This window comes from Marinomonas spartinae, assembly GCF_016461715.1.
In the GTDB taxonomy this organism is placed as follows: Bacteria; Pseudomonadota; Gammaproteobacteria; order Pseudomonadales; family Marinomonadaceae; genus Marinomonas; species Marinomonas spartinae_A.
On sequence record NZ_JAEMUI010000009.1, the window covers coordinates 64983 to 88227 of the forward strand.

20 protein-coding genes are annotated in these 23245 nt (G+C 44.2%); 11 read left to right on the forward strand and 9 right to left on the reverse strand.

Annotated features, from left to right (window positions below; genetic code table 11):
- Positions 1–26: 26 nt before the first annotated feature.
- Positions 27–470 carry an HIT domain-containing protein gene (locus JHD45_RS10220; protein WP_199476415.1) on the reverse strand — a complete coding sequence of 148 codons (444 nt, stop codon included), beginning with the start codon at positions 468–470 and terminating at the stop codon, positions 27–29.
- An 84-nt stretch (positions 471–554) separates the two neighbouring features.
- On the opposite strand from JHD45_RS10220, the gene JHD45_RS10225 reads away from it, so the two are divergent.
- The 4 genes from JHD45_RS10225 (at position 555) to wrbA (ending at position 4202) form a co-directional block, all read left to right on the forward strand.
- Positions 555–1424, forward strand: a complete 870-nt coding sequence (locus JHD45_RS10225; RefSeq protein WP_199476416.1) for an SMP-30/gluconolactonase/LRE family protein — start codon at positions 555–557, stop codon at positions 1422–1424.
- A 35-nt stretch (positions 1425–1459) separates the two neighbouring features.
- The gene (locus JHD45_RS10230) at positions 1460–3187 is read left to right on the forward strand and encodes a proline--tRNA ligase (RefSeq protein WP_199476417.1); all 1728 of its coding nucleotides are present in this window, start codon (positions 1460–1462) and stop codon (positions 3185–3187) included.
- 74 nt (positions 3188–3261) lie between these two features.
- Positions 3262–3603, forward strand: coding sequence for an arsenate reductase (glutaredoxin) (gene arsC, locus JHD45_RS10235; RefSeq protein ID WP_199476418.1), 342 nt, complete (start codon positions 3262–3264; stop codon positions 3601–3603).
- Positions 3603–4202: an NAD(P)H:quinone oxidoreductase gene (gene wrbA / locus JHD45_RS10240; RefSeq protein WP_199476419.1), complete on the forward strand. Its 600-nt coding sequence runs from the start codon at positions 3603–3605 to the stop codon at positions 4200–4202. Before arsC ends, wrbA begins: the two co-directional genes overlap by 1 nt.
- A 112-nt stretch (positions 4203–4314) precedes the next feature.
- On the opposite strand, the gene cysB is transcribed toward wrbA, so the two are convergent.
- The gene (gene cysB, locus JHD45_RS10245) at positions 4315–5289 is read right to left on the reverse strand and encodes an HTH-type transcriptional regulator CysB (RefSeq protein ID WP_199476420.1); all 975 of its coding nucleotides are present in this window, start codon (positions 5287–5289) and stop codon (positions 4315–4317) included.
- Positions 5290–5397: 108 nt separating this feature from the next.
- Between cysB and JHD45_RS10250 the strand changes: the two genes are divergently transcribed.
- Positions 5398–6159 (forward strand): sulfite exporter TauE/SafE family protein, encoded by a 762-nt coding sequence (locus tag JHD45_RS10250; protein ID WP_199476421.1) that lies wholly within the window; start codon positions 5398–5400, stop codon positions 6157–6159.
- Between the two features lie 99 nt (positions 6160–6258).
- Positions 6259–7332 carry a 3-deoxy-7-phosphoheptulonate synthase gene (locus tag JHD45_RS10255; protein WP_199476422.1) on the forward strand — a complete coding sequence of 358 codons (1074 nt, stop codon included), beginning with the start codon at positions 6259–6261 and terminating at the stop codon, positions 7330–7332.
- Positions 7333–7470: 138 nt separating this feature from the next.
- On the opposite strand, the gene nfuA is transcribed toward JHD45_RS10255, so the two are convergent.
- The gene (nfuA, locus tag JHD45_RS10260; protein ID WP_199476423.1) at positions 7471–8052 is read right to left on the reverse strand and encodes a Fe-S biogenesis protein NfuA; all 582 of its coding nucleotides are present in this window, start codon (positions 8050–8052) and stop codon (positions 7471–7473) included.
- A 257-nt stretch (positions 8053–8309) separates the two neighbouring features.
- Between nfuA and JHD45_RS10265 the strand changes: the two genes are divergently transcribed.
- The 5 genes from JHD45_RS10265 to fusA all read left to right on the forward strand — a co-directional run bounded on the left by JHD45_RS10265 (position 8310) and on the right by fusA (position 14696).
- On the forward strand, positions 8310–9971 hold the full coding sequence (locus JHD45_RS10265) for a nitrite/sulfite reductase (RefSeq protein WP_199476424.1): 1662 nt from the start codon (positions 8310–8312) through the stop codon (positions 9969–9971).
- Complete coding sequence (locus tag JHD45_RS10270) at positions 9955–10431, forward strand: DUF934 domain-containing protein (RefSeq protein WP_199476425.1); 477 nt, start codon at positions 9955–9957, stop codon at positions 10429–10431. Before JHD45_RS10265 ends, JHD45_RS10270 begins: the two co-directional genes overlap by 17 nt.
- Before the next feature lie 126 nt (positions 10432–10557).
- Positions 10558–11226 (forward strand): TIGR04211 family SH3 domain-containing protein, encoded by a 669-nt coding sequence (locus JHD45_RS10275; RefSeq protein ID WP_199476426.1) that lies wholly within the window; start codon positions 10558–10560, stop codon positions 11224–11226.
- A 29-nt stretch (positions 11227–11255) separates the two neighbouring features.
- Positions 11256–12425: a cation:proton antiporter gene (locus tag JHD45_RS10280; RefSeq protein ID WP_199476427.1), complete on the forward strand. Its 1170-nt coding sequence runs from the start codon at positions 11256–11258 to the stop codon at positions 12423–12425.
- Positions 12426–12608: 183 nt separating this feature from the next.
- The gene (fusA, locus tag JHD45_RS10285) at positions 12609–14696 is read left to right on the forward strand and encodes an elongation factor G (protein ID WP_199476428.1); all 2088 of its coding nucleotides are present in this window, start codon (positions 12609–12611) and stop codon (positions 14694–14696) included.
- A 151-nt stretch (positions 14697–14847) separates the two neighbouring features.
- Here fusA and JHD45_RS10290 read toward each other — a convergent pair whose 3' ends face one another.
- The 6 genes from JHD45_RS10290 to sbcD all read right to left on the reverse strand — a co-directional run bounded on the left by JHD45_RS10290 (position 14848) and on the right by sbcD (position 23228).
- Positions 14848–15900: an aldo/keto reductase gene (locus tag JHD45_RS10290; RefSeq protein ID WP_199476429.1), complete on the reverse strand. Its 1053-nt coding sequence runs from the start codon at positions 15898–15900 to the stop codon at positions 14848–14850.
- A 170-nt stretch (positions 15901–16070) separates the two neighbouring features.
- Positions 16071–16328, reverse strand: coding sequence for a cell division topological specificity factor MinE (minE, locus tag JHD45_RS10295; RefSeq protein ID WP_199476430.1), 258 nt, complete (start codon positions 16326–16328; stop codon positions 16071–16073).
- Between the two features lies 1 nt (position 16329).
- On the reverse strand, positions 16330–17139 hold the full coding sequence (gene minD / locus JHD45_RS10300) for a septum site-determining protein MinD (RefSeq protein WP_199476431.1): 810 nt from the start codon (positions 17137–17139) through the stop codon (positions 16330–16332).
- 59 nt (positions 17140–17198) lie between these two features.
- A complete protein-coding gene (gene minC, locus JHD45_RS10305; protein ID WP_199476432.1) occupies positions 17199–17924 on the reverse strand; it encodes a septum site-determining protein MinC in 726 nt (241 codons plus the stop codon).
- Between the two features lie 340 nt (positions 17925–18264).
- Positions 18265–21966 carry an AAA family ATPase gene (locus tag JHD45_RS10310; protein ID WP_199476433.1) on the reverse strand — a complete coding sequence of 1234 codons (3702 nt, stop codon included), beginning with the start codon at positions 21964–21966 and terminating at the stop codon, positions 18265–18267.
- On the reverse strand, positions 21963–23228 hold the full coding sequence (gene sbcD / locus JHD45_RS10315) for an exonuclease subunit SbcD (protein ID WP_199476434.1): 1266 nt from the start codon (positions 23226–23228) through the stop codon (positions 21963–21965). The genes JHD45_RS10310 and sbcD overlap by 4 nt, the downstream gene beginning before the upstream one ends.
- Between the last annotated feature and the right edge of the window lie 17 nt (positions 23229–23245).

Here is a 23245-nt window from a genome sequence, read left to right on the forward strand (position 1 = left end):
CTATGTCTGCCAGTGTCGTCCGTTCGTTAATAATACAGTTCGGCATCGCCATCGGGTAGTGTCAAATCATCTGACAATAGCGATCTAACCTTTTGCAAAATACTCACCAACTCTTCTTGAGAATACGCAATGGCAGGCAGTTTCCCCCAAACTGGCTCAGGCCAACAGGCATCATCTTCAAACCTAACAATGTGGTGATAGTGAAGCTGTGTCACTTTGTTACCAATCGCTGCAATATTGAGTTTGTCTGCGGAAAAAGCATCGTGCAACGTTTCGCTTAACAGGCAGCTTTCTGCCATTAACATGCTGCGGTCCTCTTCAACCAATTGATATATTTCACTAATACCATTGCGTTGTGGCACCAGTATAAACCAGGGATACTGACGATCATTGATAAGTCGCACCTGGCAAAGTGGCAAATAACCGATCAAGATAGAATCGCGTTCTAGAGTGGGATTTAACTCAAACATCTTATACATTCCTATTTACATCAAAGCCTTTCATAAGCACTATAGCACTCCTACATTAAAATCACCCAAAGACTTGGAGTCAGCATGACTGATATGCAATGTGTTTTGGACGTACAAGCCAAATTAGCAGAATGCCCACGTTGGGATGAACACACCCAAACGCTTTATTTTGTTGATATTGATGCTTTCAAATTACACGCATTTAACATTAATGCAAACACCTTAGAAACCCGTCAATTCGATGAAGAGATTGGTTGCTTCTCTCTTACTGAAAATGGGGGCTTCATTGCCGCCTTTCGATCTGGTGTATACCAATTTGATGATTTCAATGGGCCATTGAATACCTATTGGCTGGCGACCTATGATCAGAATACAACACGTTTTAATGATGGTCGATGTGATGCAAAAGGACGCTTTCTTGCCGGCACCATGTATAGCCCAAAAGATGCATTTAAGGGAGCATTGCATCAATTTACCAACGGCAAACAAACTGTTATTGATCAGGCTGCTTGGACATCTAATGGCCTAGCCTTCTCACCTGACAACAAAATCATGTATTATTCCGACACGCCGAATCATATCGTCTATCAATTTGATTATGACCTTGAGACTGGGCAAGCCACCAATAAACGAACCTTTATTGAGTTCCCCCGTGGCAATGGACGCCCTGATGGGGCTGCTGTCGATAGCGAAGGCAATTATTGGTCAGCCCTGTATCAAGGTCAACGAGTGGTAAAAATCAGCCCTGAAGGGAAGATTTTAAAAGAATATCCTGTTCCAGCCATTTATCCGACCATGGTCGCCTTTGGTGGCCCCGATATGAAAACGCTGTTTGTGAGCACCTGCCGAAGCGCACAGACCGACGAAGAGTTACAACAATTTCCACAGGCTGGCGGTATTTTTGCCATTGATGTGGACATTGCAGGCTTAACTGAGCCACGCTTTGCTGGCTAAGACATTAACTTTTATAAGACATAGACTCTATTATCATGCGCGCAAGCAACTATTTATTTTCTACATTACGTGACACTCCAACCGACGCTGTTGTTACCAGCCACCAATTGATGGTTCGTGCTGGCATGATCCGCCAAGTTTCTAAAGGTTTATATACTTGGCTACCAACTGGCGTGAAAGTTTTCCGCAAAGTGGAAAGCATCGTACGCGACGAAATGCAAAAAGCCGGTGCTCTTGAAGTGATTATGCCGGGGGTACAACCTGCGGAGCTTTGGCAAGAATCTGGCCGTTGGCAAAAATATGGTCCTGAGTTACTTCGTCTTGTAGACCGCCATGGTCGTGATTACTGTTTGGGACCTACTCACGAAGAAGTCATTACGGAACTTGCTCGCAATGAACTCACCAGTTACAAACAATTGCCTGTTAACTTCTTCCAAATTCAAACTAAATTCCGTGATGAAGTCCGCCCTCGTTTTGGTGTTATGCGTTCACGCGAGTTCAGCATGAAAGACGCGTATTCATTCCATATCAGCCCAGAGTCGTTGCAAGAGACATACGATGTCATGCATAAAGCGTACTGCAACGTCTTTGATCGTATTGGTTTGGATTACCGCCCTGTTCGCGCAGACACTGGCAGTATTGGTGGTGCATACTCCCACGAATTCCACGTTTTAGCGGATTCCGGTGAAGACGACATAGCTTTCAGTGATGAGTCCGATTTTGCTGCGAATGTTGAACTTGCAGAAGCGGTTACACTAAAAGAAAAAGCCGATCCAGCCACCCAGGATATGACAGAAGTCTTTACGCCTGACTGCAAAACCATTCAGAAAGTGGCTGAGTTTCTAAAGCTGGATGTCACTCAAACAGTAAAAACCATGCTGGTTAAAGGCATCGACGAAAACGAAGTAAGTACCATTGTGGCCTTGGTTCTTCGTGGTGACCACAATATTAATGAACTGAAAGTTGAGAAACTAAAGGGCATTGTTGCTCCATTCGAATTTGCCAGCGAAGAAGATATTCTCAACAAAATTGGCTGTGCCCCCGGCTCTATCGGCCCACAAGGTTTAAAAGAGAAAGGGATTCGCATTATTGTCGACCGCTCAGCCGCCGTGATGTCCGATTTCTGTGCTGGTGCCAACAAAGACGACTACCACGTCACTGGCTTAAACTGGGAAAGAGATTGCTCTGATTTTGAAGTGGCTGATCTACGCAACGTTGTGGAAGGCGACCCTTCTCCTGATGGCAAAGGAAAAGTCGTTATTAAACGCGGCATTGAAGTGGGTCATATTTTCCAACTGGGTCAACAGTACGCAGAAGCCTTAAAAGCCACCGTGTTAGATGAAAATGGTAAAGCCCAAATCATGCACATGGGTTGTTATGGCATTGGTGTGTCTCGTATCGTGGCGGCAGCCATCGAACAAAACTTTGATGACAAAGGCATCCTTTGGCCAGAGAGCATCGCGCCATTCAGTGTTGCTATTATTGCGATGAACTACGACAAATCCGAAGCCGTACGTGAAGAGTGCGAGCGCTTATACACCGAACTGACGGCAAAAGGAATTGATGTCCTTCTGGATGACCGCAAAGAACGCCCTGGTGTTAAGTTTGCTGACTGTGAATTGCTCGGTATTCCACATCGCCTAGTAGTGGGCGACAAAGGCCTTGCAAATGGCACGCTAGAATACAAACATCGCTCTAAAGGCGATAACCAAGACATCGCGCAAGCTGATGCAGTGGACTTTATTGTTAAGCAACAAGCTTAACCCTTATAAGCCGCCTAGTGACAAGTTAGGCGGCTTATCTCTCCTAATATAGCACGACAAATAAAGGAAGCAGCATGACGACCATTTACCATAACCCTCGTTGTTCCAAATCCCGACAAACACTTGCTTTACTCGAAGAAAATGGCATTCAACCCGAAGTGCGCTTATACCTACAAGATGTACCGAGCATCGCTGAGATCAAAGAATTGATTAAACAGCTTGCTCTTTCCCCTATCGAGTTGATGCGTACAAAAGAAGCCTTGTACAAAGAACTTGGTTTATCCAAAGAATCGACGGACGAAGAGCGTATCCAAGCCATGCACAACAATCCGAGTCTAATCGAACGTCCTATCGTCATCCACAACGGCAAAGCAAAGATTGGACGCCCACCCGAGCAAGTGCTGGAATTATTCTAATGGGTACCCCCTATGTTTTAATTTTGTTTTACAGTAAGCATGGTTCAATTGCCGAAATGGCCAAACACATTGCCAGAGGCGTCAACAGTGTTGGTGGTATTGAAGCCAAAGTCCGTCAGGTTCCCAATGTGTCTGAGACCTGCGAAGCCACCGCACCCGAAATACCAGACGAAGGCTCTCCCTATGTTACATTAGACGAGTTGGCAGAGTGCTCTGGTCTGGCAATTGGCTCGCCTTCTTATTTTGGTGCCATCGCTGCGCCACTTAAACACTTTATCGATCAAACCTCCATGCTTTGGCTGACAGGCCGTTTGATCGATAAACCCGCCTGTGGGTTTACTAGTGCGAGCAGCATGCATGGTGGTCATGAGCAGTGCCTTCATTCCATGATGACACCCCTTTTGCATCATGGCATGGTTTGGGCTGGTTTACCCTACAACAATAAAGCGCTCCTCAGTACCACTGCAGGAGGAACGCCTTATGGTGCAAGCCACCTTGCTAGCAAGACGAACGAACATCAGCTGACAAATGATGAAAAGTCTTTATGTGAAGCACAAGGTAAACGCATTGCTGAGCTGACTATAAAACTGGGCAAATAGTCCCTTTTATTCCTCATTTCAAAATCGCTCAATAAAAAGGCGAAGTGACATTGACTATCACTCCGCCTTTTTCCTTTTACTTGTCCCATCATTGCCTAGATATATTAGATGCTTAAAGCCTTGGCAACTCTATATGTTTAAAAAGTTGCTCAGCATCTTGTCGATTCGCGGCTTCCATTGCCGCAACAACGACATCCTTGGTTAAATGAGGTGCAAATGATTCAATAAATTTATACATATAGCCACGAATAAAGGTATTGCTACGAATGCCAATTTTTGTGCAACTGTCTTCAAAAAGATGTGAAGCGTCAAGGGCTACCAAATCAGAATCCTGCTCAGGGTCAAAGGCCATAGATGCCACGATACCCACCCCCAAGCCGAGACGAACATAAGTTTTAATGACGTCTGAATCGGCTGCGGTAAAGACAACATTTGGATCTAAACCTGCCTCTTGGAACGCTTGGTCCAATTGAGAGCGTCCGGTAAAACCAAAAACATAAGTCACAATGGGATGCGCAGCTAATGCCTCTAAAGTCAATTTGCTCGATTGGGCCAGCGGATGCCCTTTGGGTACAACAACGCAACGATTCCACATATAACAAGGCAGCATGACTAGATTGCCGAACAATTCTAGCGCCTCGGTCGCGATAGCAAAATCCACTACACCATCATTTGCCATCTCGGCAATTTGCATGGGTGTCCCTTGATGCATGTGCAGCGTCACATCCGGATAACTGTCAATGTATTCATGAATCACTTTTGGCAAAGCATAGCGCGCTTGAGTATGCGTTGTAGCAATATCCATGGCGCCTTTGCGTTCATCGCTAAACTCATTGGCTACACGTTTAATGTTTTGCGTTTGATTCAAGATCTCACCCGCTAAGGCAATAATCTTTTCGCCCGCTGGGGTAATGTGTGTTAAATGCTTGCCGCTTCTTGCAAAGACCTCAATACCTAACTCATCTTCGAGCAAACGGATCTGCTTACTTACGCCTGGTTGTGAAGTATAAAGGCTTTGCGCGGTGGCCGAGACGTTCAAATCATGACGCGCTACTTCCCATATATATCTTAGCTGCTGTAACTTCATCGGACACCTTATTCTAAAAAGAGTTAAAAACATAATAAAATATTACTTTATAGAATAGTAAAAAACCTCTAGTGTTTCCAGCTCGAATCGCCATAAAGACAGAGTACGATGGATTTTATTTGGTATATTTTAGCAGGCTCCGTTGTAGGGCTTGCCATTGGCATCACGGGAGTGGGCGGTGGATCACTTATGACGCCACTTTTACTACTCTTTGGTTTTCCTCCCCATATTGCCATTGGCACGGATCTTATGTATGCAGGGATTGCCAAAAGCACCGGCGTCTACTTACATGCCAAAAAGGGCAATGTGAATTGGCGTATTGTTGGCGCTATGGCAGCAGGCAGTTTACCAACCTCACTTGTCACTATATGGTTACTGTCCCAGTTTGACAAGCCAGATAACTATCAACACATCTTAACCACAACCTTAGGGTTAATGCTGTTAATAACAGCTCTTGTCATTATTTTTCGCAGTAAGTTACTAAGCCGCTTTGATTTGCGCTTACCGGAAAGAACCAGCTTGAAACTGATTTTTGTTTGCGGCATTGCACTAGGGGTATTAGTAACGCTGACTTCGGTTGGAGCTGGCGCACTAGGGACAGCGATTATGATGATTCTCTTTCCCGTCATGCGAGCCAAGAACATCGTTGGTACTGATCTCGCTCACGCTGTGCCACTTACATTGATTGGGGGAATTGGGCACCTACTGCTTGGCAATGTGGACTATACCCTACTGGCCGGCCTTTTAATTGGCTCCATCCCAGCCATTTACCTTGGCACCTATGCTTCCAGCTATCTTCCCAACAAAGTATTACAGCCCCTTTTAGCCACAGCATTAATGGCATTTGGCCTAAAATACCTCTTCTTTTAAAAAAAGATCCTTAAAATGGGGGGCAATAAGGTTCATAAAAGATGTAAAACACGATAATGTTCCAACACGTAAAAAAATAGTAACTAGGAATCCCTTGTAATGAGTAATCGACATCTTGAGGACTTAAATATTGCCTCATTCTCTCCTTTAGTCACTCCAACAGAACTAAAGGCTGAACTACCTATTAGCGAGTCCGTAAGCAAAGCGATTGCGCAATCTCGTGAAACAATAAAAAACATCATGGATGGTAAAGACCACCGCCTTGCCATTGTTATAGGTCCCTGCTCTATTCATGATCCAGAAGCCGCCCTTGACTATGCAAGACGCTTGAAAGCATTGGCTGAAAAAGTAGATGACTCGATTTATATCATCATGCGCGCCTATTTTGAAAAACCAAGAACCACGGTAGGCTGGAAAGGCCTTATTAACGATCCCAACCTTGATGGTACCTTTGATATTAATAAAGGCTTGCGTATCGGCCGTAAGTTATTAATTGATCTTGCGGAACTTGGCTTGCCATTGGCCACCGAAGCTCTTGACCCCATTTCCCCCCAGTATATCCAAGACTTGATCAGCTGGTCAGCCATTGGTGCTCGTACAACCGAATCACAAACGCATCGAGAAATGGCGTCTGGCCTATCTGGCCCTGTAGGCTTTAAAAATGGTACAGATGGCTCAATGACAGTAGCAATAAATGCGATGCAATCTGTTTCACATCCGCACTCTTTTTTGGGAATTAATGAAGCAGGCCAAGTCACGGTTGTTAACACCAAAGGGAATGATTACGGACATGTTGTCTTGCGCGGTGGTGGCGGTAAACCCAACTACGAAGCGCAATTTGTCATTGAAGCAGAAGAAGCGCTTGCCAAAGCCAACCTGAAAGCGAACATCATGGTGGACACATCCCATGAAAACTCCAGTAAAAAACCAGAACGCCAGGTCATTGTCGCCGAAGACGTTACTCAACAAATTCTCGATGGTAACCAATCCATTATGGGATTAATGATCGAAAGCAACATTGGATGGGGCAACCAAAAAGTCCCTGCAGATAAAAAAGACCTCACCTACGGTGTATCCATTACGGATGCCTGTATTGACTGGCAAACATCGGAGAAGACAATCACTGATATGGCCAATGCGTTAAAATCTGTTTTGCCCAAACGCAAGCGCTAATAATTCATACATTCTTCTTCAAGAAACGTAGTTAAAATGCAAAAAGGGACGATAGAAATATCGCCCCTTTTTGCATTTGACTGTCCTGTGCACTCAACCACAAACACTGACAGGGTGAATTCAGTACAATAACAATGGTTACATAAAGGCATTGTCCGTGACGGTATGGTCAGTTGCATCTTTCACTGCGGTCAAACCAGCCACTTTTTCAATCAAGGTTTTTTCAACACCTTCTTTCAAAGTTAAGTCGACTGCACTACACCCCTGACAACCGCCACCAAAGCGAAGTACAGCAACTTGCCCATCAATCACTTCTACTAAGGTTACCTCCCCGCCATGAGCGGCAAGGCCTGGGTTAATATCTGAGTAAAGAATATAGTTAATTTGATCTTCGATTGGACTATCCGCTGAAACTTTCGGCATTTTAGCGTTGGGCGCTTTAATGGTTAGCTGCCCTCCCATCTTTTCCGTCGCATAGTCTATATAAGCTTCATCCAAAAAGTTCACTGAATTTTTCTCAATGTAGACTTTCAGTTTAGGAAGATTCAAAATTTCGTCTGTCTCATTCACTTCATCAGGACGGCAGTAAGCAAGACAAGTCTCCGCATAAGGCGTACCTGGTTGTTGGATAAAAATACGCACAGCAATCCCCTCTACACCCTGTTTTTCCAGCAGTGAAGCAAGGTAGTCTTGAGCGCCATCAGTAATAGTAATATTCATAACAACCCTTCTAAATCAGTCATACATCTAATGAGTACATAGTAACTCAGATTGACAATAAAGCCAAAGACCAACTAAAAAAGTAGGGTATTTTTCCACTATTCATTTTTGCTTGAACCGTTGATTAGAGGAGTTAATTAATTGAATAAGGCTTATTAGAAAAACCGCTAAAGATATAGATAAATATTCATTTTTAGAATAAAGGAAATTTGCTAGAGTTACGCCATTAAAATTTATTAACCACGGCTTATTTCTCTATGTACCAATACGACGCAATTGACCAACAGCTTGTTAATGAGCGTGTAGCACAGTTTCGCGACCAGACACGCCGCTACTTAAATCAAGAACTAAGTGAACAAGAATTCTTACCACTGCGCCTACAAAATGGCCTCTATGTTCAGCGTTATGCGCCAATGTTGCGTATTGCCATTCCTTACGGCATGCTATCCAGTGATCAACTAAGAACTTTGGCAGGCATTACCCGCCGCTATGACAAAGGCTATGGACACTTCAGTACTCGTCAAAACCTACAACTGAATTGGCCAAAGCTTGAAGATGTGCCAGATATTTTGGCTGAGCTTGCTCAAGTACAAATGCACGCCACACAAACCAGTGGTAACTGTATTCGTAATACAACGACAGACCAATACGCTGGCGTTATTGCGGACGAAGTTGTTGACCCACGCCCTTACTGTGAACTGATTCGTCAATGGTCTACCTTCCACCCAGAATTCGCCTTCTTACCGCGTAAGTTTAAAATTGCGGTGAACGCCACAGAATCGTCTGATCGGGCTGCGGTTCAGGTGCATGACATTGGTCTACAAATTAAAAAAAATGACGCTGGCGAAATCGGCTTTAAAGTCATCGTTGGTGGCGGTTTAGGTCGCACTCCGATGGTTGGTTTAACCATCAATGAATTTGTACCACGGGAAGATTTGCTAACCTATTTAGACGCCATCATTCGCGTCTACAACCAAAAAGGCCGCCGCGACAACAAATACAAAGCGCGTATTAAAATCCTAGTTAAAGCCATGGGAATTGATGAATTCCGCAAACTGGTCGATGCTGAATGGCGACATATACGAGGCAAAGAAAGCACCGTCCCCATGAGTGAGTTCACACGCCTGCAAAGCTTTTTTACCGAGCCAAACTATGAAACGCTAACAGACAACCCTGAAACACTCACTGCTAAGTTAGCAGACAGTACAGGCTTTGCCCGCTGGTTTGAGCGCAATACCTTTGCCCACAAAAAGCCTGGCTATCGCATTGTCACTTTATCATTGAAAAAACCAGGTCAAGCTCCTGGTGATGCCACAGCAGAGCAAATGGAAAAAGGCGCAGACTTCGCTGATCAGTATAGCTTTGGCGAGTTACGAGTTAGCCATGAGCAAAACCTTGTGCTAGCAGATGTACGCCAAGACCAATTAGTTGAATTATGGGAAGCCGCTAAAGAGGCTGGGTTCGCAACCCCTACTTTGGGTCTATTAACCGATATGATCTGCTGTCCAGGTGGTGATTTCTGTGCGTTGGCTAACGCAAAATCCATCCCTATCGCACAGCAAATCCAAGAAACCTTCAACGACTTGGATTATTTATACGATTTAGGAGACATCGACCTAAACATTTCCGGCTGTATGAATGCCTGTGGCCACCATCACGTTGGCAACATCGGCATTTTAGGTGTTGATAAAAAAGGCGAAGAGTTTTATCAAATTTCCATGGGGGGCTCCTCTGGCCATGATGCCAGTATTGGCAAAATTCTCGGCCCTTCATTTGCGCAAGAAGAAATCAGCAGCGTGATCCAAAAGCTGATGGATGTCTATGTGAGTCATCGTACAGATGAAGAACGTTTTATCGATACCTTCCGTCGTATTGGAATGGCACCATTTAAAGAGGCTGCATATGCTAAAGTTAATTAAAAATGGCAAGATTATCGACAATGAACAAATCTGGATTCAGGATAATGACACGCCAATAACCAGCAATGCTATCGTGCCTTTAGCAAGATGGCACGCTGAGCAAGAAGCCATTGGTAAGGTCGCTGGTATTTGGATAGACGCAGGAGAAGGCACAGAACAACTTGAAGGTGTAGACCTAACTCAATTCGCTGTCATCGGTATCAATTTCCCTGCCTTTACTGATGGCAGAGGTTTCAGCTACGCACGACTATTACGAGAGCGCTTTAACTATCAAGGTGAGATCCGAGCCTTAGGTTATTTCATTCCAGATCAGCAAGGTTATCTTTTACGTGTTGGTTTTAACGCTTTCCAATTCAATGCTGACGTTGACCTAGAAAAAGCATTACTACTGCACAAAAGCTTTTCTGTTGCCTATCAAGGGGATGCAAATGACCCTAGACCGATGTTTTTGCGTCGTTAAACATTAAATCTTTTGTCAACACTCCAATAAAAGGTCCATTCATGGGCCTTTTTCTATTGCGTATTTAGGTCTCGCTGATTATCGTAGGAAACGAGTCAAAGTGATTGATTGTTAAAGGGTCTTAACGTGTCTAAAAAAAATATAACTTGCCTTCTTGTAGGGTTATTACTATCAGCCGTTGCGCAAGCAACTACTGTCTACGTGTCTGACGTTCAATTTGTCGCGATTCGTCAAGGACAAGACAATAATTCGCCCGCCGTTGAGCGCGGTATAAAAAGCGGTACACCTTTACAAGTCTTGGAGAAAAGTAATGGCTACACCAAAGTAAAAACCCCTAGTGGGAATGTAGGCTGGGTGGCGGACTACTTCTTAAGCGACGATCAAGTCACACGAGAGCAAGTGATTCAGCTTCAAGAGCAGCTCACTAAACTATCGCAAAGCAAAGTCGACTTAAACAAGCAATATGATGAAAGCCAGCAAAATGTTGCTGCCCTTACAACACAAGTATCAAACCTTGAAAAGGACAAAGCCCAACTGACGCAGCAACTTGCCTCAATGAAGGCCCTGACCGACAAAGCAAAGACAATTGTTGAGAAAAACGACAATGTCGCTTATCAAATTGATACACTAAAACAACAGTTGGCTGCTGCTAAAGCCCAAGCCAAGGACAAAGGCGATAGCAATCAACAGAAATGGTTTGCCATTGGAGCAGGAACGCTTCTTGGTGGCGTACTCATTGGTATTCTCATTCCGTTGACACGTCGCAAAAAAACCAGCTCGGGAACGTGGGTATAACACAAAGTATTATTATCTAAGGGAACCAAATGGAAGCATCCATCGTACACTCCTTCTTTTTGATTTTTGCAGGAGCGGCTGTTGTTGCTTCCATTGCTTTATATACAAGGCAACCCATGATTATTGCCTATATTGCTTTAGGGGCTTTGTTTGGTCGTTATGGGTTTTCTTTAATCACTGAACCAAAACTCATGGACCAAATGAGTCATATAGGGATTATTTTTCTACTCTTTCTTCTTGGCTTGGATATGCAACCTAGCCACCTTATCAACATGCTTAAAAAAGCCGCCTGGATAGCCCTATTAAGCTCCATTGTCTTTGCAGCCGTTGGCTACATGGTGGCCATTGCTTTTGGCTACACGAAAACAGAAAGCTTGATCATTGGCATTGCGATGATGTTCTCAAGTACCATTGTTTGTATCAAACTGCTGCCAACAACGGTGTTACACCACAAGCATACAGGGGAACTGGTTGTCGGATTATTACTCCTGCAAGATATGATTGCCATTGGCGTTTTACTGGAACTAAACAGTTTTGCCGCTGGTGCGGATAACTCAGCGGTGCAGTTTTTAAGACCTCTCATTGCCCTCCCCTTGCTTGTAGGCGGTGCTTTTCTATTCGTAAAGTATATTTTGATAAAATTAATCACTAAATTTGATCGATTCCACGAATATATCTTTTTAGTGTCCATTGGTTGGTGCCTCTCCATGGCCGTATTGGCTGAATCTTTAGGCTTGTCAGCTGAGATGGGGGCCTTCATCGCTGGCGTTGCCCTTGCAACCAGCCCCATATCCCAATACATTGCAACCCATTTAAAACCACTAAGAGACTTTTTCTTAATCCTATTTTTCTTTACCATAGGCGCCAGTTTTGATTTCAGCTTATTAGGAGTAGTGATTGTGCCAGCCTTAATACTGGCCATTAGCTCAATGCTGATCAAACCTGTTGTTTTTCGATTCTTATTGAAAGGCATCAAAGAAGACGCGAGTACGTCTTGGGAAGTGGGCTTTCGCCTAGGCCAAGTCAGTGAGTTTTCGCTGCTTATCGCCTACCTTGCGGCCAATATTGGTTTAATAGGCACAGCGGCCTCAAACGTGATTCAAGCAACGGCAATACTGAGCTTTGCTCTGTCTACTTATGTCGTGATATTGAATTACCCAAATCCCATCGCAATTTCAGATAAATTGCGTCGAGATTAGGCCAGATTTCCATGTCGATTGAAGATTTTCTACAATGCCAAACGCTTTTATTGAAAGGTTTGAAGCTTAGTCTTTCTTTAGTCACATAAAATATAATAGAATAGCGCGAAATACCTGACTGCTAACAAAAAAGTCTTGTATAATATCGCGCAAATTTCGTCCTCAATTATTTAGAGTAATGTAATGGCTGACTTATCAAAATACAGAAACATCGGTATTTTTGCTCACGTTGACGCGGGCAAAACTACTACTACTGAACGTATTCTTAAACTTACCGGTAAAATTCATAAAATCGGTGAAGTTCACGAGGGTGAATCTACTACTGACTTCATGGAACAAGAAGCTGAGCGCGGTATTACCATCCAATCTGCAGCGGTCACTTGTGAGTGGAAAGGTCACCGCCTAAACGTTATCGACACACCTGGACACGTTGACTTTACCGTTGAAGTATACCGTTCCCTTAAAGTACTCGATGGCGGTATCGGTGTATTCTGTGGTTCTGGCGGTGTTGAGCCTCAATCAGAAACCAACTGGCGCTATGCGAACGAATCCGAAGTATCTCGTTTGATCTTCGTTAACAAACTAGACCGTCTAGGCGCTAGCTTCTACCGCGTTGTAGAACAAGTGAAAAAAGTACTTGGTGCTACTCCTTTGATCATGGTACTTCCAATCGGAACAGAAGATGAATTTTCTGGCGTTGTAGATCTTCTAACTCGTAAAGCTTACGTTTGGGATGAAACTGGACAACCAGAAAACTACGAAATCAAAGATGTTCCAGAAGACATGCTTGATCAAGTGGAAGAATATCGTGAAAAGTTAATTGAAACGGCAGTTGAGCAAGACGACGATCTAATGATGGCGTATATGGAAGGCGAAGAGCCTTCTGTTGAAGACCTTAAGCGCTGCATCCGTAAGGGTACTCGCGACCTTGCTTTCTTCCCAACTTTCTGTGGTTCTGCCTTCAAAAACAAAGGCATGCAACTTCTTCTTGACGCAGTTGTTGATTACCTACCAAGCCCAACTGAAGTTGATCCTCAGGATCTTACTGATGAAGAAGGTAACCCAACGGGTGCGAAAGCAATCGTTGATGCGCAAGAGCCTCTTAAAGCGCTTGCCTTCAAGATCATGGATGACCGTTTTGGTGCCCTAACGTTCGTACGTATCTACTCTGGTATGATCAATAAAGGCGACACTATTCTTAACAGCTTCACTGGTAAGACTGAGCGTGTTGGCCGTATGGTTGAAATGCAAGCAAACGACCGTAACGAGATCTCTTCTGCACAAGCAGGTGACATCATTGCGATTGTTGGTATGAAAAACGTACAAACTGGTCACACGCTATGTGATCCTAAACACCCTTGTACTCTTGAAGCAATGGTATTCCCAGAGCCAGTAATCTCTATCTCTGTTACACCAAAAGATAAAGGTGGTAACGAGAAAATGGGTATCGCAATCGGTAAAATGGTTGCAGAAGACCCAACGTTCCGTGTTGAGACTGACCAAGATTCTGGTGAAACTATCCTTAAAGGAATGGGTGAGCTTCACCTAGATATCAAAGTAGATATCTTGAAACGTACTTACGGCGTGGATCTAATTGTTGGTCAACCTCAAGTTGCTTACCGTGAAACGATCACGAAAGAAGTTGAAGATACTTACACTCACAAGAAACAATCAGGTGGTTCTGGTCAGTTCGGTAAAATCGACTACCGCATCAAACCTGGTGAAGTGGGTTCTGGCTTCAAATTCTCTTCTTCTGTTGTGGGTGGTAACGTACCGAAGGAATTCTTCCCGGCAGTTGAGAAAGGCTTTAAGTCTATGATGGATGAAGGCGTCCTAGCTGGCTTCCCAGTTCTAGACGTTGAAGTTGAATTGTTCGACGGTGGCTACCACGCAGTTGACTCTTCTGCAATTGCCTTCGAAATCGCTGCAAAAGGCGCTTTCCGTCAGTCTATGCCTAAAGCTGGTCCACAACTGATCGAGCCTATCATGAAGGTCGACGTGTTCACTCCAGATGATAACGTTGGTGATGTCATTGGTGACTTGAACCGTCGTCGCGGCATGATCAAAGACCAAGAGAAAGGTTTGACTGGCGTTCGCATCAAAGCAGACGTTCCTCTAGCAGAAATGTTTGGTTACATCAGTACTCTACGTACGATGACATCTGGTCGTGGTCAGTTCTCTATGGAGTTCTCACACTACCTACCATGTCCTAACAACGTAGCAGAAACCGTTATTGCGGCTCAAAAAGAAAAGAAAGCTAAAAAAGACTAATCTTTAGCTTTTTGCTAAATTTAAAAAGCCGATGCACTTGCATCGGCTTTTTTATTTCCCCCATGCTGTCATGCAGAACATCTCTGTTCATTGCGGAGCAAAAAAAAGCCGACACACTTACGCGTATCGGCTTCACTTATTTAAGTTTTTACTAGAAAGGCACGGGATATTCTCTCAAGACCGCCATGATATCACTCAGGGCTTCTTCAGATAACACCATATCAAACGCCGCCATATCTTCTTTTAATTGCGCTAAAGACGTGGCACCAATAATAGTGGAGGTAACACCATCAACTTGATCACACCAACTCAAAGCCAGCTGAGCTGGAGTCATATTATGCTTAGCAGCGACTTCTAAGTATTGGCTAACAGACTTTTCAACCAGTGCTGTATCTCTGAAAAGGCCATTACGTTGAGCGTATGTCCAACGACTCCCTTCAGGACGAGCACCATTTAAATACTTGCCAGTCAATGCACCAGCCGCCAAAGGAGACCATGGTAAATACGCAACATCTTCATGCACACAATTTTCAACTAAATATGGCCAATCTTTTGTATGCAATAGGCTAAACTCATTCTGAATGGAAGCAACACGTGGCAAACTGTGCTTATCACTTAGTCGGATAAACTCATTAATCCCCCATGTAGTATCGTCAGATAAGCCAAAATGACGGATCTTACCAGCTTTAATGCAAGCCTCAAGACCCTGAAGAATGTCGAGCATTTGTATGGACTGCTCATCGCGATCTACATTGGTAAAAGAAATATCCCCTGGGAAATGTTTGGCAAAATGAGGTGTTGTACGATTTGGCCAATGCAGTTGATACAAATCGATATAATCTGTCTGTAAACGCTTTAGAGATGCGTCAACGGCTTCAATCACGGTTTTGCCAGAGATATTGCTCCCACCACGCACATAAGACATACCAGGCCCCGCTATTTTCGTCGCAAGAATAAAGTCTTGACGACGAGACGGGTGACGAGAAAGCCAATTACCGATGATGGTTTCAGTTTTCCCATAAGACTCTTTCGTTGGTGGCACAGAATACATTTCCGCCGTATCCATGAAGTTCACAGCATTATCTAGAGCGTACTCAATTTGCTCATCGGCATCCGCTTGAGTATTTTGCGTGCCCCATGTCATGGTTCCCAAACACACTCTTGACACTTCAAGCCCTGTACGACCAAGCGGTACATATTTCATTGCTTTCTTCCTTATATTTGGTTATACGCATGCAGAACATGCTGGATAAAAATCTCGTTAGCCAATGTAATAAAATTGATTGCTATGCGCCAGTTTCATAAATGAAAACAATAAGGAGCGCTCTACCTTATTACATAAATAAAACGCTCTCATGCAAAATCATCTATCCGCTAATTTTGCTCCGGCAACGTCACATTCAACTCTAACACCGAACAATCATCTGTGTTTTCGAGCTGAATTTGCACGTCTTCATTACCGATTTCAACATACTTACGAATGACATCAATAATTTCCTGCTGCATCTGAGGGAGATAATCAGGTTGATGACGCTTACTGCGTTCATGAGCCACAATGATCTGCAAACGATCCTTTGCAACCGAGGCGGAACTGGGTGTTTTCTTTGCTTTAAAATAATCAAAAATGCCCACATTAGCCCCCTAACAGCCGTTTAAAGAATCCTTTTTTCTGGACATCCAAGAAGCGCAAAGGACGCTCCTCTCCCATTAACCTATCAACCGCATCCGTATAAGCCAGTCCCGCTTCGGATTCTTGATCCAAAATAACTGGGGTTCCTTGGTTAGAGGCCTTCAAAACCGCTTCAGACTCAGGGATAACGCCCAACAAAGGAATGGCAAGAATATCTTCCACATCGGTCACACTCAACATTTCCCCAATAGCAACGCGCTCTGGGTGGTAACGAGTAAGCAATAAATGCTCTTCAATTGGCTCTTTGCCTTCTTCCGCGCGGCGAGACTTACTCTGTAAAATCCCCAGAATACGATCCGAGTCCCGCACAGAGGAGACTTCAGGGTTCGTTACAACAATCGCTGCATCAGCAAAATACAGGGCCATTTGCGCCCCTTTTTCGATACCTGCAGGCGAATCACAAATAATGTATTCAAACTCTTCAGACAGCTCATCTAATACCGCTTGAACACCTTCTATCGTCAAAGCATCTTTATCTCTAGTTTGAGAAGCAGGTAAAATAAATAAATCTTTAGTGCGTTTGTCTTTTATCAGCGCCTGAGAGAGAGTTGCTTCTTTATTGATCACATTCACAAAGTCATACACGACTCTGCGTTCGCACCCCATGATCAGATCTAGGTTACGTAAACCCACGTCAAAATCGATAATAACCGTTTTATGTCCTTTTAATGCAATGCCAGTCCCTATTGCTGCGCTGGAGGTGGTTTTACCCACTCCCCCCTTGCCTGAGGTGACCACGATGATCTTTGCCAATGCTGTATCCCCCGATCACTCACTCGTGAGTAGATCTAAATATAAATGAAAAATAGTTACTAAAGTGGTGTTATATCTAAGCTATCGTCGATTAATACAACTTGTGCAGGTTCTTTCCAAATAATTTTTCTCAATGCATCACTTAGCATGAAATTACCCGCAATAGAAACCAACTCTGCTTCTAAACTCTTACAAAAAATCCTAGCTTGAGTATCACCTTTTACCCCAGCCAATGCCCTGCCACGCAGCGCACCATAAACATGAATATTGCCATCCGCTAATACTTCGGCGCCAGCGCTTACTTGGGTGAGAATAATTAAGTCCCCCTCCGCATACACTTGCTGACCAGAGCGAATTGGCTTGGTTATCACCTTGGTTGCTTGAGGCACGAGGCGTTCCTCAACAACGGTTTTAACGACCACATCAGGGCCCGTATCTTTGGGCGTCGCTTCTGGCACCAAAATGGGACGCGCCTTACTTGCGGGCAACATAGGTATTTTAGCCTGAGAAAACCAGACCGGCTTATTTTCTTGATCACAACGCCAGCCAATGACTCCCAGCCCCAGATCTGCTAACGAAATAATCAATGTATCAAAAGCATCAAGGGGTAAATCTTGCTTCAACTTGGAGAGATCAATAATAATAGGTGCCTGATTAAAAAAGTGTGGCACTTGTTCAATCTTTTCTCTTAATTGAGCCACAATACTTTCTAACGACAAGGTTTGAATTTCAAGTAAAATGGTCGTTACGACACTTCCTTTTAATTGGAAGCCTAAGTCTGTCATGCAAACTGTCCTTTTTTTGTGCCCTATAAACGCTCAACAAGATAAGTTTTGTGCTTAGAGACTAGATGAGTTTTTAAAACCCTTATTCTATCAAGCCTGTCGATTAAAGAAAGACATCAAAGATAAGTCTTTGATGTCCGTTAATCTTTATTACACGCTCTATAATAGTGCCTGATTACTCATGCTTTGTACAATAATGAATAGCCAAACAACCCATTGATTTTACTAAAAATTTAAAGCTTATTTACAAGGTTGTTCTAGTACATCTGGGGAAAACTTTTGCATCATAAAAACCCCTGTATCGATAACGCTTATCCAGATAAGCAAAGTGATACAAACGCTAGCTCTGCGTATCCTGTATGGCAAATTCTGGAGCTAATCGACTGACCCCCAAACCACTTTGCTTGGTTAGGCGGATTTGCACAGGAATCCGCTCTTTGAGTGCAGAGATATGGCTAATAATGCCAATGGTTTTACCAGAAGACTGCAAGTTATCCAATGCATCCAAAGCAGACTCCAAGGTTTCATTGTCCAATGTGCCAAACCCTTCATCTAAAAACAATGAATCAATACTGGTTTTATGGGAAACCAAGTCAGACAGGGCTAACGCTAAAGCCAAACTCACCAAAAACGATTCACCACCAGATAGGGTTTTGGTATCTCGCGAGGCATTGGCCTGCCAAGTATCCACCACAGCAAGTGCTAACGCCTCTTCAGCTTTGCGCTCTAGCTGATAACGACGATGCAATATAGTAAGGTGCTGATTCGCCAAGTATACAAGGTGGTCCAGCGTTAAACCTTGGGCAAAGCGTCTAAACTTAGCCCCATCGGCCGAGCCGATTAAATAATTCAGCTTATCAAGATAAAGCATACCATCACGGCGTTCTTGCAACTCTTTCGCCGCCTCTTTGGCATCCTCCCGGCGCTGTAACTCCTCCTTGATCTGTTGCGAAACAACGCCCCATTGACGATGTAGGGTTTGCCGATCCTGCTCTAACTCAGACACCTGATCAGCAAGTGTGGTTAAATCCACATCAGCTTTTTTCGCCTCTTCTGGCTGAGTGGCTTGCAGTTCTGTTAACTGTTTTTCAGCTCGATTCACCAACACGTCAGCTTTAGAGAGTGTCTCTTTAAGAGTTTGGTAAGTGGCTTTTAATGACGCTATTTCATCTTGCGTCAAACACGCTTCATGCCAAACCGCTTCAGTTTCAAATTCAGCTTGTCGTAAGGTAGCAGACCAATGCGTTTGAGCCGTATCAACCTCGGCTTTTAATATATCAAACGCTTTTGTCAGCGCTTCGACCCTTGCCCTATTCGACGTCAAGACTTGTTGCGCTGTTTGGTATTGCGCTACCAGTGTTTCATGCTGCTGCTCCGCCTCTTCAAACTGAGCCTGAACACTGGTTTTCCACTCATTCAGCTCTTTGCCATCTAGAATTTCCGCAATGTCTTGTTTTATGGATGTGAGTTGCTGATCCAGCACCATGAACTCCTGCTCAACGCTTGCTAACTGTTGAGCCAATTCAGCTTTGCCGTCATTGAGCGTTTTAATCTCAAAGCTTAGCTGTTCCAGTTGCTGATGCTGTTGGTCGTAATGACTTTTCGCAGAGCGCCAATCCTGCATGGCGTGCTGCAGGGCTTCGATACGCTCAGAAACTGGCATTGCCATGAAGGCTTCTGGCAAGTCAACTGCGCGCATCGATTGCTGCAACGCCATATCTCCTTGCTGAAGCGATTCACTCAGCTTAGCAATGTTGTCATTTAACCCTTTAATAGACTGTGCCAATAATAGCCTTTGTGACTCATGCTTAGAGACTTGTTCACGCTCTGCTTGCAACTGCTGATTCAACGTTTGCCATTGAGATTCCAATTGCGCTTTTTCTTGCAACAAAGGTTGTAGCTCAGCAGCAATTTGCTGTTTCGCTTGCCAATCCGCTTGTAACGACGATACAAAAGCACTCACTGCATCATGACTAAATACATCCAAAGCCGCATTCGACGATAACGTCTGACCAAGGGCAATTAACTCGCTTTCTTGCTGGGCTAATTGCTCTGCCAGTTGCGATTGCTGGGCAGTCAGCATATCCAACTCACGCTTAGCAACCTCGCTATCCGTCTTACGCTGCTGTCCTTCTTTGGTAAGTATGTCGATCTCTTTTCGAAGTGTCTCTAATTCTGCCTGGCTCCCTGAGTCCGTCTGATAATGCGCATTCTCAAGCTGATGATGAACAGAGCCGCATAAAGGACAAGGATCGTGCTCACCCAATTCGTCACGCAAACGTGTCAAGGCCGTAATCTGACGTTCGGCTTCAACCAGCTTTTCTAGGCTCTTTTGATGACGCATTTTATCTTTGTAAAAGGCTCGCTGCTGCTCCAATTGCTGATGTTGTTCGATTAGATTGCTATTTAGCATCGCAAGCTTGCGTTTGAGCTCTTCTTGGGAATAGCGACTGTTCACAACGGTTTTATGAAGTTGTAAAAAGTATATAGAATCTTGCTGGCGTAATTGTGCTTGCTGATACGCCTCTTGCCACTGAGCGGGCTCAGTTTGCTCAGTTAACCCCATTATCTGAGCCTGCAACTGCTCTAATCGCTGAGTGATTTGCGTATACTGAGCTTTCTTCTGCTCAAAACTTTGATTGGCTTCAGCAAAAGCCTGCTGCGCCACTTGATGCTTGTTAGTTTTCTCTGCCAGCTCGTTTTGCAATTGCGTCAGCTGCTCTTGAGTATTAGAAAGCGACTGAAACTGATGGCGCCAGCCAGTCAATTCTGCCTCAACTTTTTCCCCATTGGGCCACTGGTTCAGCTTAGCTAACGACTCTTCGCTGGCTCTGGTTAACGTTTCGAACGCCGTCTGTTTTTGTTGGCTTAGCGTTTCTTGCTGGCGAAGCTTATCTTTATGCTGCTTAACACGTGTTTGTACCGTTTTATGCTGCTCTGTAAGGCTTTCTTCTTTGGAAATCAACGGCTGAATTTGGTTAGCAATAATCTCTTTCAACGATTCCCATTGGACGGATTTTTCTTCAAAAACGACTTTGGATTCGCTCTGCTGCTGTTCAAGCGCTTGAAACTGACTTTCGCTCTGGGTTAGCGTCTCTTTTGCTTCTTGCCACTCAACTTCTTGGCTTGCTAAACGCGAGACTAACGCTTGTTTTTTATCAAACTCAGCCATTAAGGCATTAGCCCTTTCTGCTAGTTCGAGCTTATCTAATTCTGGCTGAAAGGCGTCTAGTGCTTGTTTGGCTTCAGCATGACTGTCTTGATAACTTTTAAGTTCCGACTCCGTTTGTTGGAACTTTTGATACCAATCCAACAATGCCTTTTGCTGCTTATAGAGCGTTTCAGATTGTTGGTCTTTGGCTTTAAAGCCATGTTCCTGCTCTTTTAGCACTGTAAAGGCTTCATCACTTAATAGCTTTCTTTGCGCATTGGCCGACTCCAGCGCTGCAATGGCTTGCTTTTCCTGCTTATGCTTTTCAAAGACCCATTTGGAAATATCGCCGTAAATTTCCGTGCCAGTCAGCTCCTCAAGCAATTCTGCTCTGTCGTTGGCTGTAGCATTTAAGAAAGCAGAAAAACCGCCTTGAGCAAGGAGCATGGACTTGGTAAATCGCCCAAAATCCAACCCTGTCAGCTCAGCCACCTTGGCAATTTTTTCATTGATTTTGCTGGTAATAATGGTGCCATCGCGCTCACTTAATTCACAAACAATGGGTTGTAAATTACCATCGCTTAAACCACGGGAACGGCGTTGGCTCCAAAAGGCACGATAGCCTTTGCCCTTGATTTCAAATTCCACTTCTGCCAAGCATTCCGCCGTATGGCGCGTCATTAACTCATTTTGTGTAGGCGAGACTTTTAAGCGCGGTGTTTCATGATAAAGCGCTAAGCAAATGGCATCCAGCAAGGTCGATTTACCGGACCCCGTTGGACCGACAATAGCAAACACGCCGGCGTCATCGAACGGCGCTTTGGTAAAATCAATCTCCCATTCGCCTTTTAGAGAGTTTAGGTTTTTAAGACGTAGTTTACAAATCTTCATACATCGCTCTCTTTGCTTTCTTCCATCTCAACCAAACAGGATTCAAATAATGAGGTAAGCTGCTTCGTCTCTTCCTCATCTAGTGTCATGGCACTGGTTAGGCTTTGTTGAAACACATCCGCCACCGTCAATTCTGACAAGGTTTGGCGCTGTTCAAATGTCGATGAAGCTGGCACATCGCTCCGCTTACGCATCACTCTTAACAGTTCGATTGGCCTCTCTTCGATCGCTTCCATCAAACGCTTTTGTACATCACTTAAGTAATCATCTGCCACCACAGTGACTTCCAGCCAAAGGGTTTTGTCTGCTTGTACCTCGATTTCAGAAACCGACTTCAGCACCTCATCCAAACTGCCTTTTAGACTCAACATAGGCTGAAAATTGGGAATGGTCACCAAACGAACAGGGTCCACTGGCTCAGCAAAAAGATCGTCGACAAAACCGTCTTCAGATAATAACTCGCTGTCTATGATGACAAGCGATTTATCTCGGCCTAACTCATCAAAGCTCAAAGGAATAGGTGATCCGCTATATCGATAACGACCACTACCATTGATGGCTTGAGCACGATGAATGTGTCCCAGCGCCAAATAGTCAAAGGCAGGAAACACAGAGGTGGGTAGCGCTTCTAACGTACCCACATATAAATCACGAACCGACTCACTTACTTGCCCGCCCATGGCTGTTAAATGGCCTGTACCAATAATCGGAACAGGCTGACCTAAGGCTTGATTCTTTTTCTCCGCAAAAGCAAACACATCTTGGTAAAAGTCTGCAATCTGCTGCATCAAACTTTGCTTTTTCTCTTGTTCAGATTGCCCTTGAATACTGGTCATAACATCTCTTGGGCGTAAATACGGCACAGCACATATCCAAGTAGCGATTTCACCCTGTTCATCGAATAAAGGTACAACATGGGAATCAAGAGCATCTGGCGAGGCACTTGCCAAGACGTGAGTGCCAAGATAGGACAGCAAGCTTTTCGATTCATTAAGCATGCTCACCGAATCATGATTCCCCCCCACAATCACCAACTGGCAATTCAATGCTTTTAAATCAAGTACTAGCTGATGGTACATTTCTCGCGCATAGCTCGGTGGCGCACCGGTATCAAATACATCCCCCGCGATAATCATTGCGCCTATGGACTCTTGCTTTATCAAGGCAAGTAGCCACTTAATAAAAGCCTCATGTTCATCTCGACGAGACTTACCCATAAAATGCTGGCCTAAGTGCCAGTCGGACGTGTGTAGTATTTTCATTTAAAAATGGTCCATGA

Coding starts and splice junctions, on each gene's coding strand:
- JHD45_RS10255 (WP_199476422.1), top strand. CDS start 6,259: ATGAGTAATCGACATCTTGAGGACTTAAATATTGCCTCATTCTCTCCT.
- JHD45_RS10310 (WP_199476433.1), bottom strand. CDS start 21,966: ATGAAGATTTGTAAACTACGTCTTAAAAACCTAAACTCTCTAAAAGGC.
- JHD45_RS10270 (WP_199476425.1), top strand. CDS start 9,955: ATGCTAAAGTTAATTAAAAATGGCAAGATTATCGACAATGAACAAATC.
- JHD45_RS10225 (WP_199476416.1), top strand. CDS start 555: ATGACTGATATGCAATGTGTTTTGGACGTACAAGCCAAATTAGCAGAA.
- sbcD (WP_199476434.1), bottom strand. CDS start 23,228: ATGAAAATACTACACACGTCCGACTGGCACTTAGGCCAGCATTTTATG.
- fusA (WP_199476428.1), top strand. CDS start 12,609: ATGGCTGACTTATCAAAATACAGAAACATCGGTATTTTTGCTCACGTT.
- cysB (WP_199476420.1), bottom strand. CDS start 5,289: ATGAAGTTACAGCAGCTAAGATATATATGGGAAGTAGCGCGTCATGAT.
- JHD45_RS10220 (WP_199476415.1), bottom strand. CDS start 470: ATGTTTGAGTTAAATCCCACTCTAGAACGCGATTCTATCTTGATCGGT.
- JHD45_RS10250 (WP_199476421.1), top strand. CDS start 5,398: ATGGATTTTATTTGGTATATTTTAGCAGGCTCCGTTGTAGGGCTTGCC.
- JHD45_RS10265 (WP_199476424.1), top strand. CDS start 8,310: ATGTACCAATACGACGCAATTGACCAACAGCTTGTTAATGAGCGTGTA.
- nfuA (WP_199476423.1), bottom strand. CDS start 8,052: ATGAATATTACTATTACTGATGGCGCTCAAGACTACCTTGCTTCACTG.
- JHD45_RS10280 (WP_199476427.1), top strand. CDS start 11,256: ATGGAAGCATCCATCGTACACTCCTTCTTTTTGATTTTTGCAGGAGCG.
- minC (WP_199476432.1), bottom strand. CDS start 17,924: ATGACAGACTTAGGCTTCCAATTAAAAGGAAGTGTCGTAACGACCATT.
- JHD45_RS10230 (WP_199476417.1), top strand. CDS start 1,460: ATGCGCGCAAGCAACTATTTATTTTCTACATTACGTGACACTCCAACC.
- JHD45_RS10290 (WP_199476429.1), bottom strand. CDS start 15,900: ATGAAATATGTACCGCTTGGTCGTACAGGGCTTGAAGTGTCAAGAGTG.
- arsC (WP_199476418.1), top strand. CDS start 3,262: ATGACGACCATTTACCATAACCCTCGTTGTTCCAAATCCCGACAAACA.
- wrbA (WP_199476419.1), top strand. CDS start 3,603: ATGGGTACCCCCTATGTTTTAATTTTGTTTTACAGTAAGCATGGTTCA.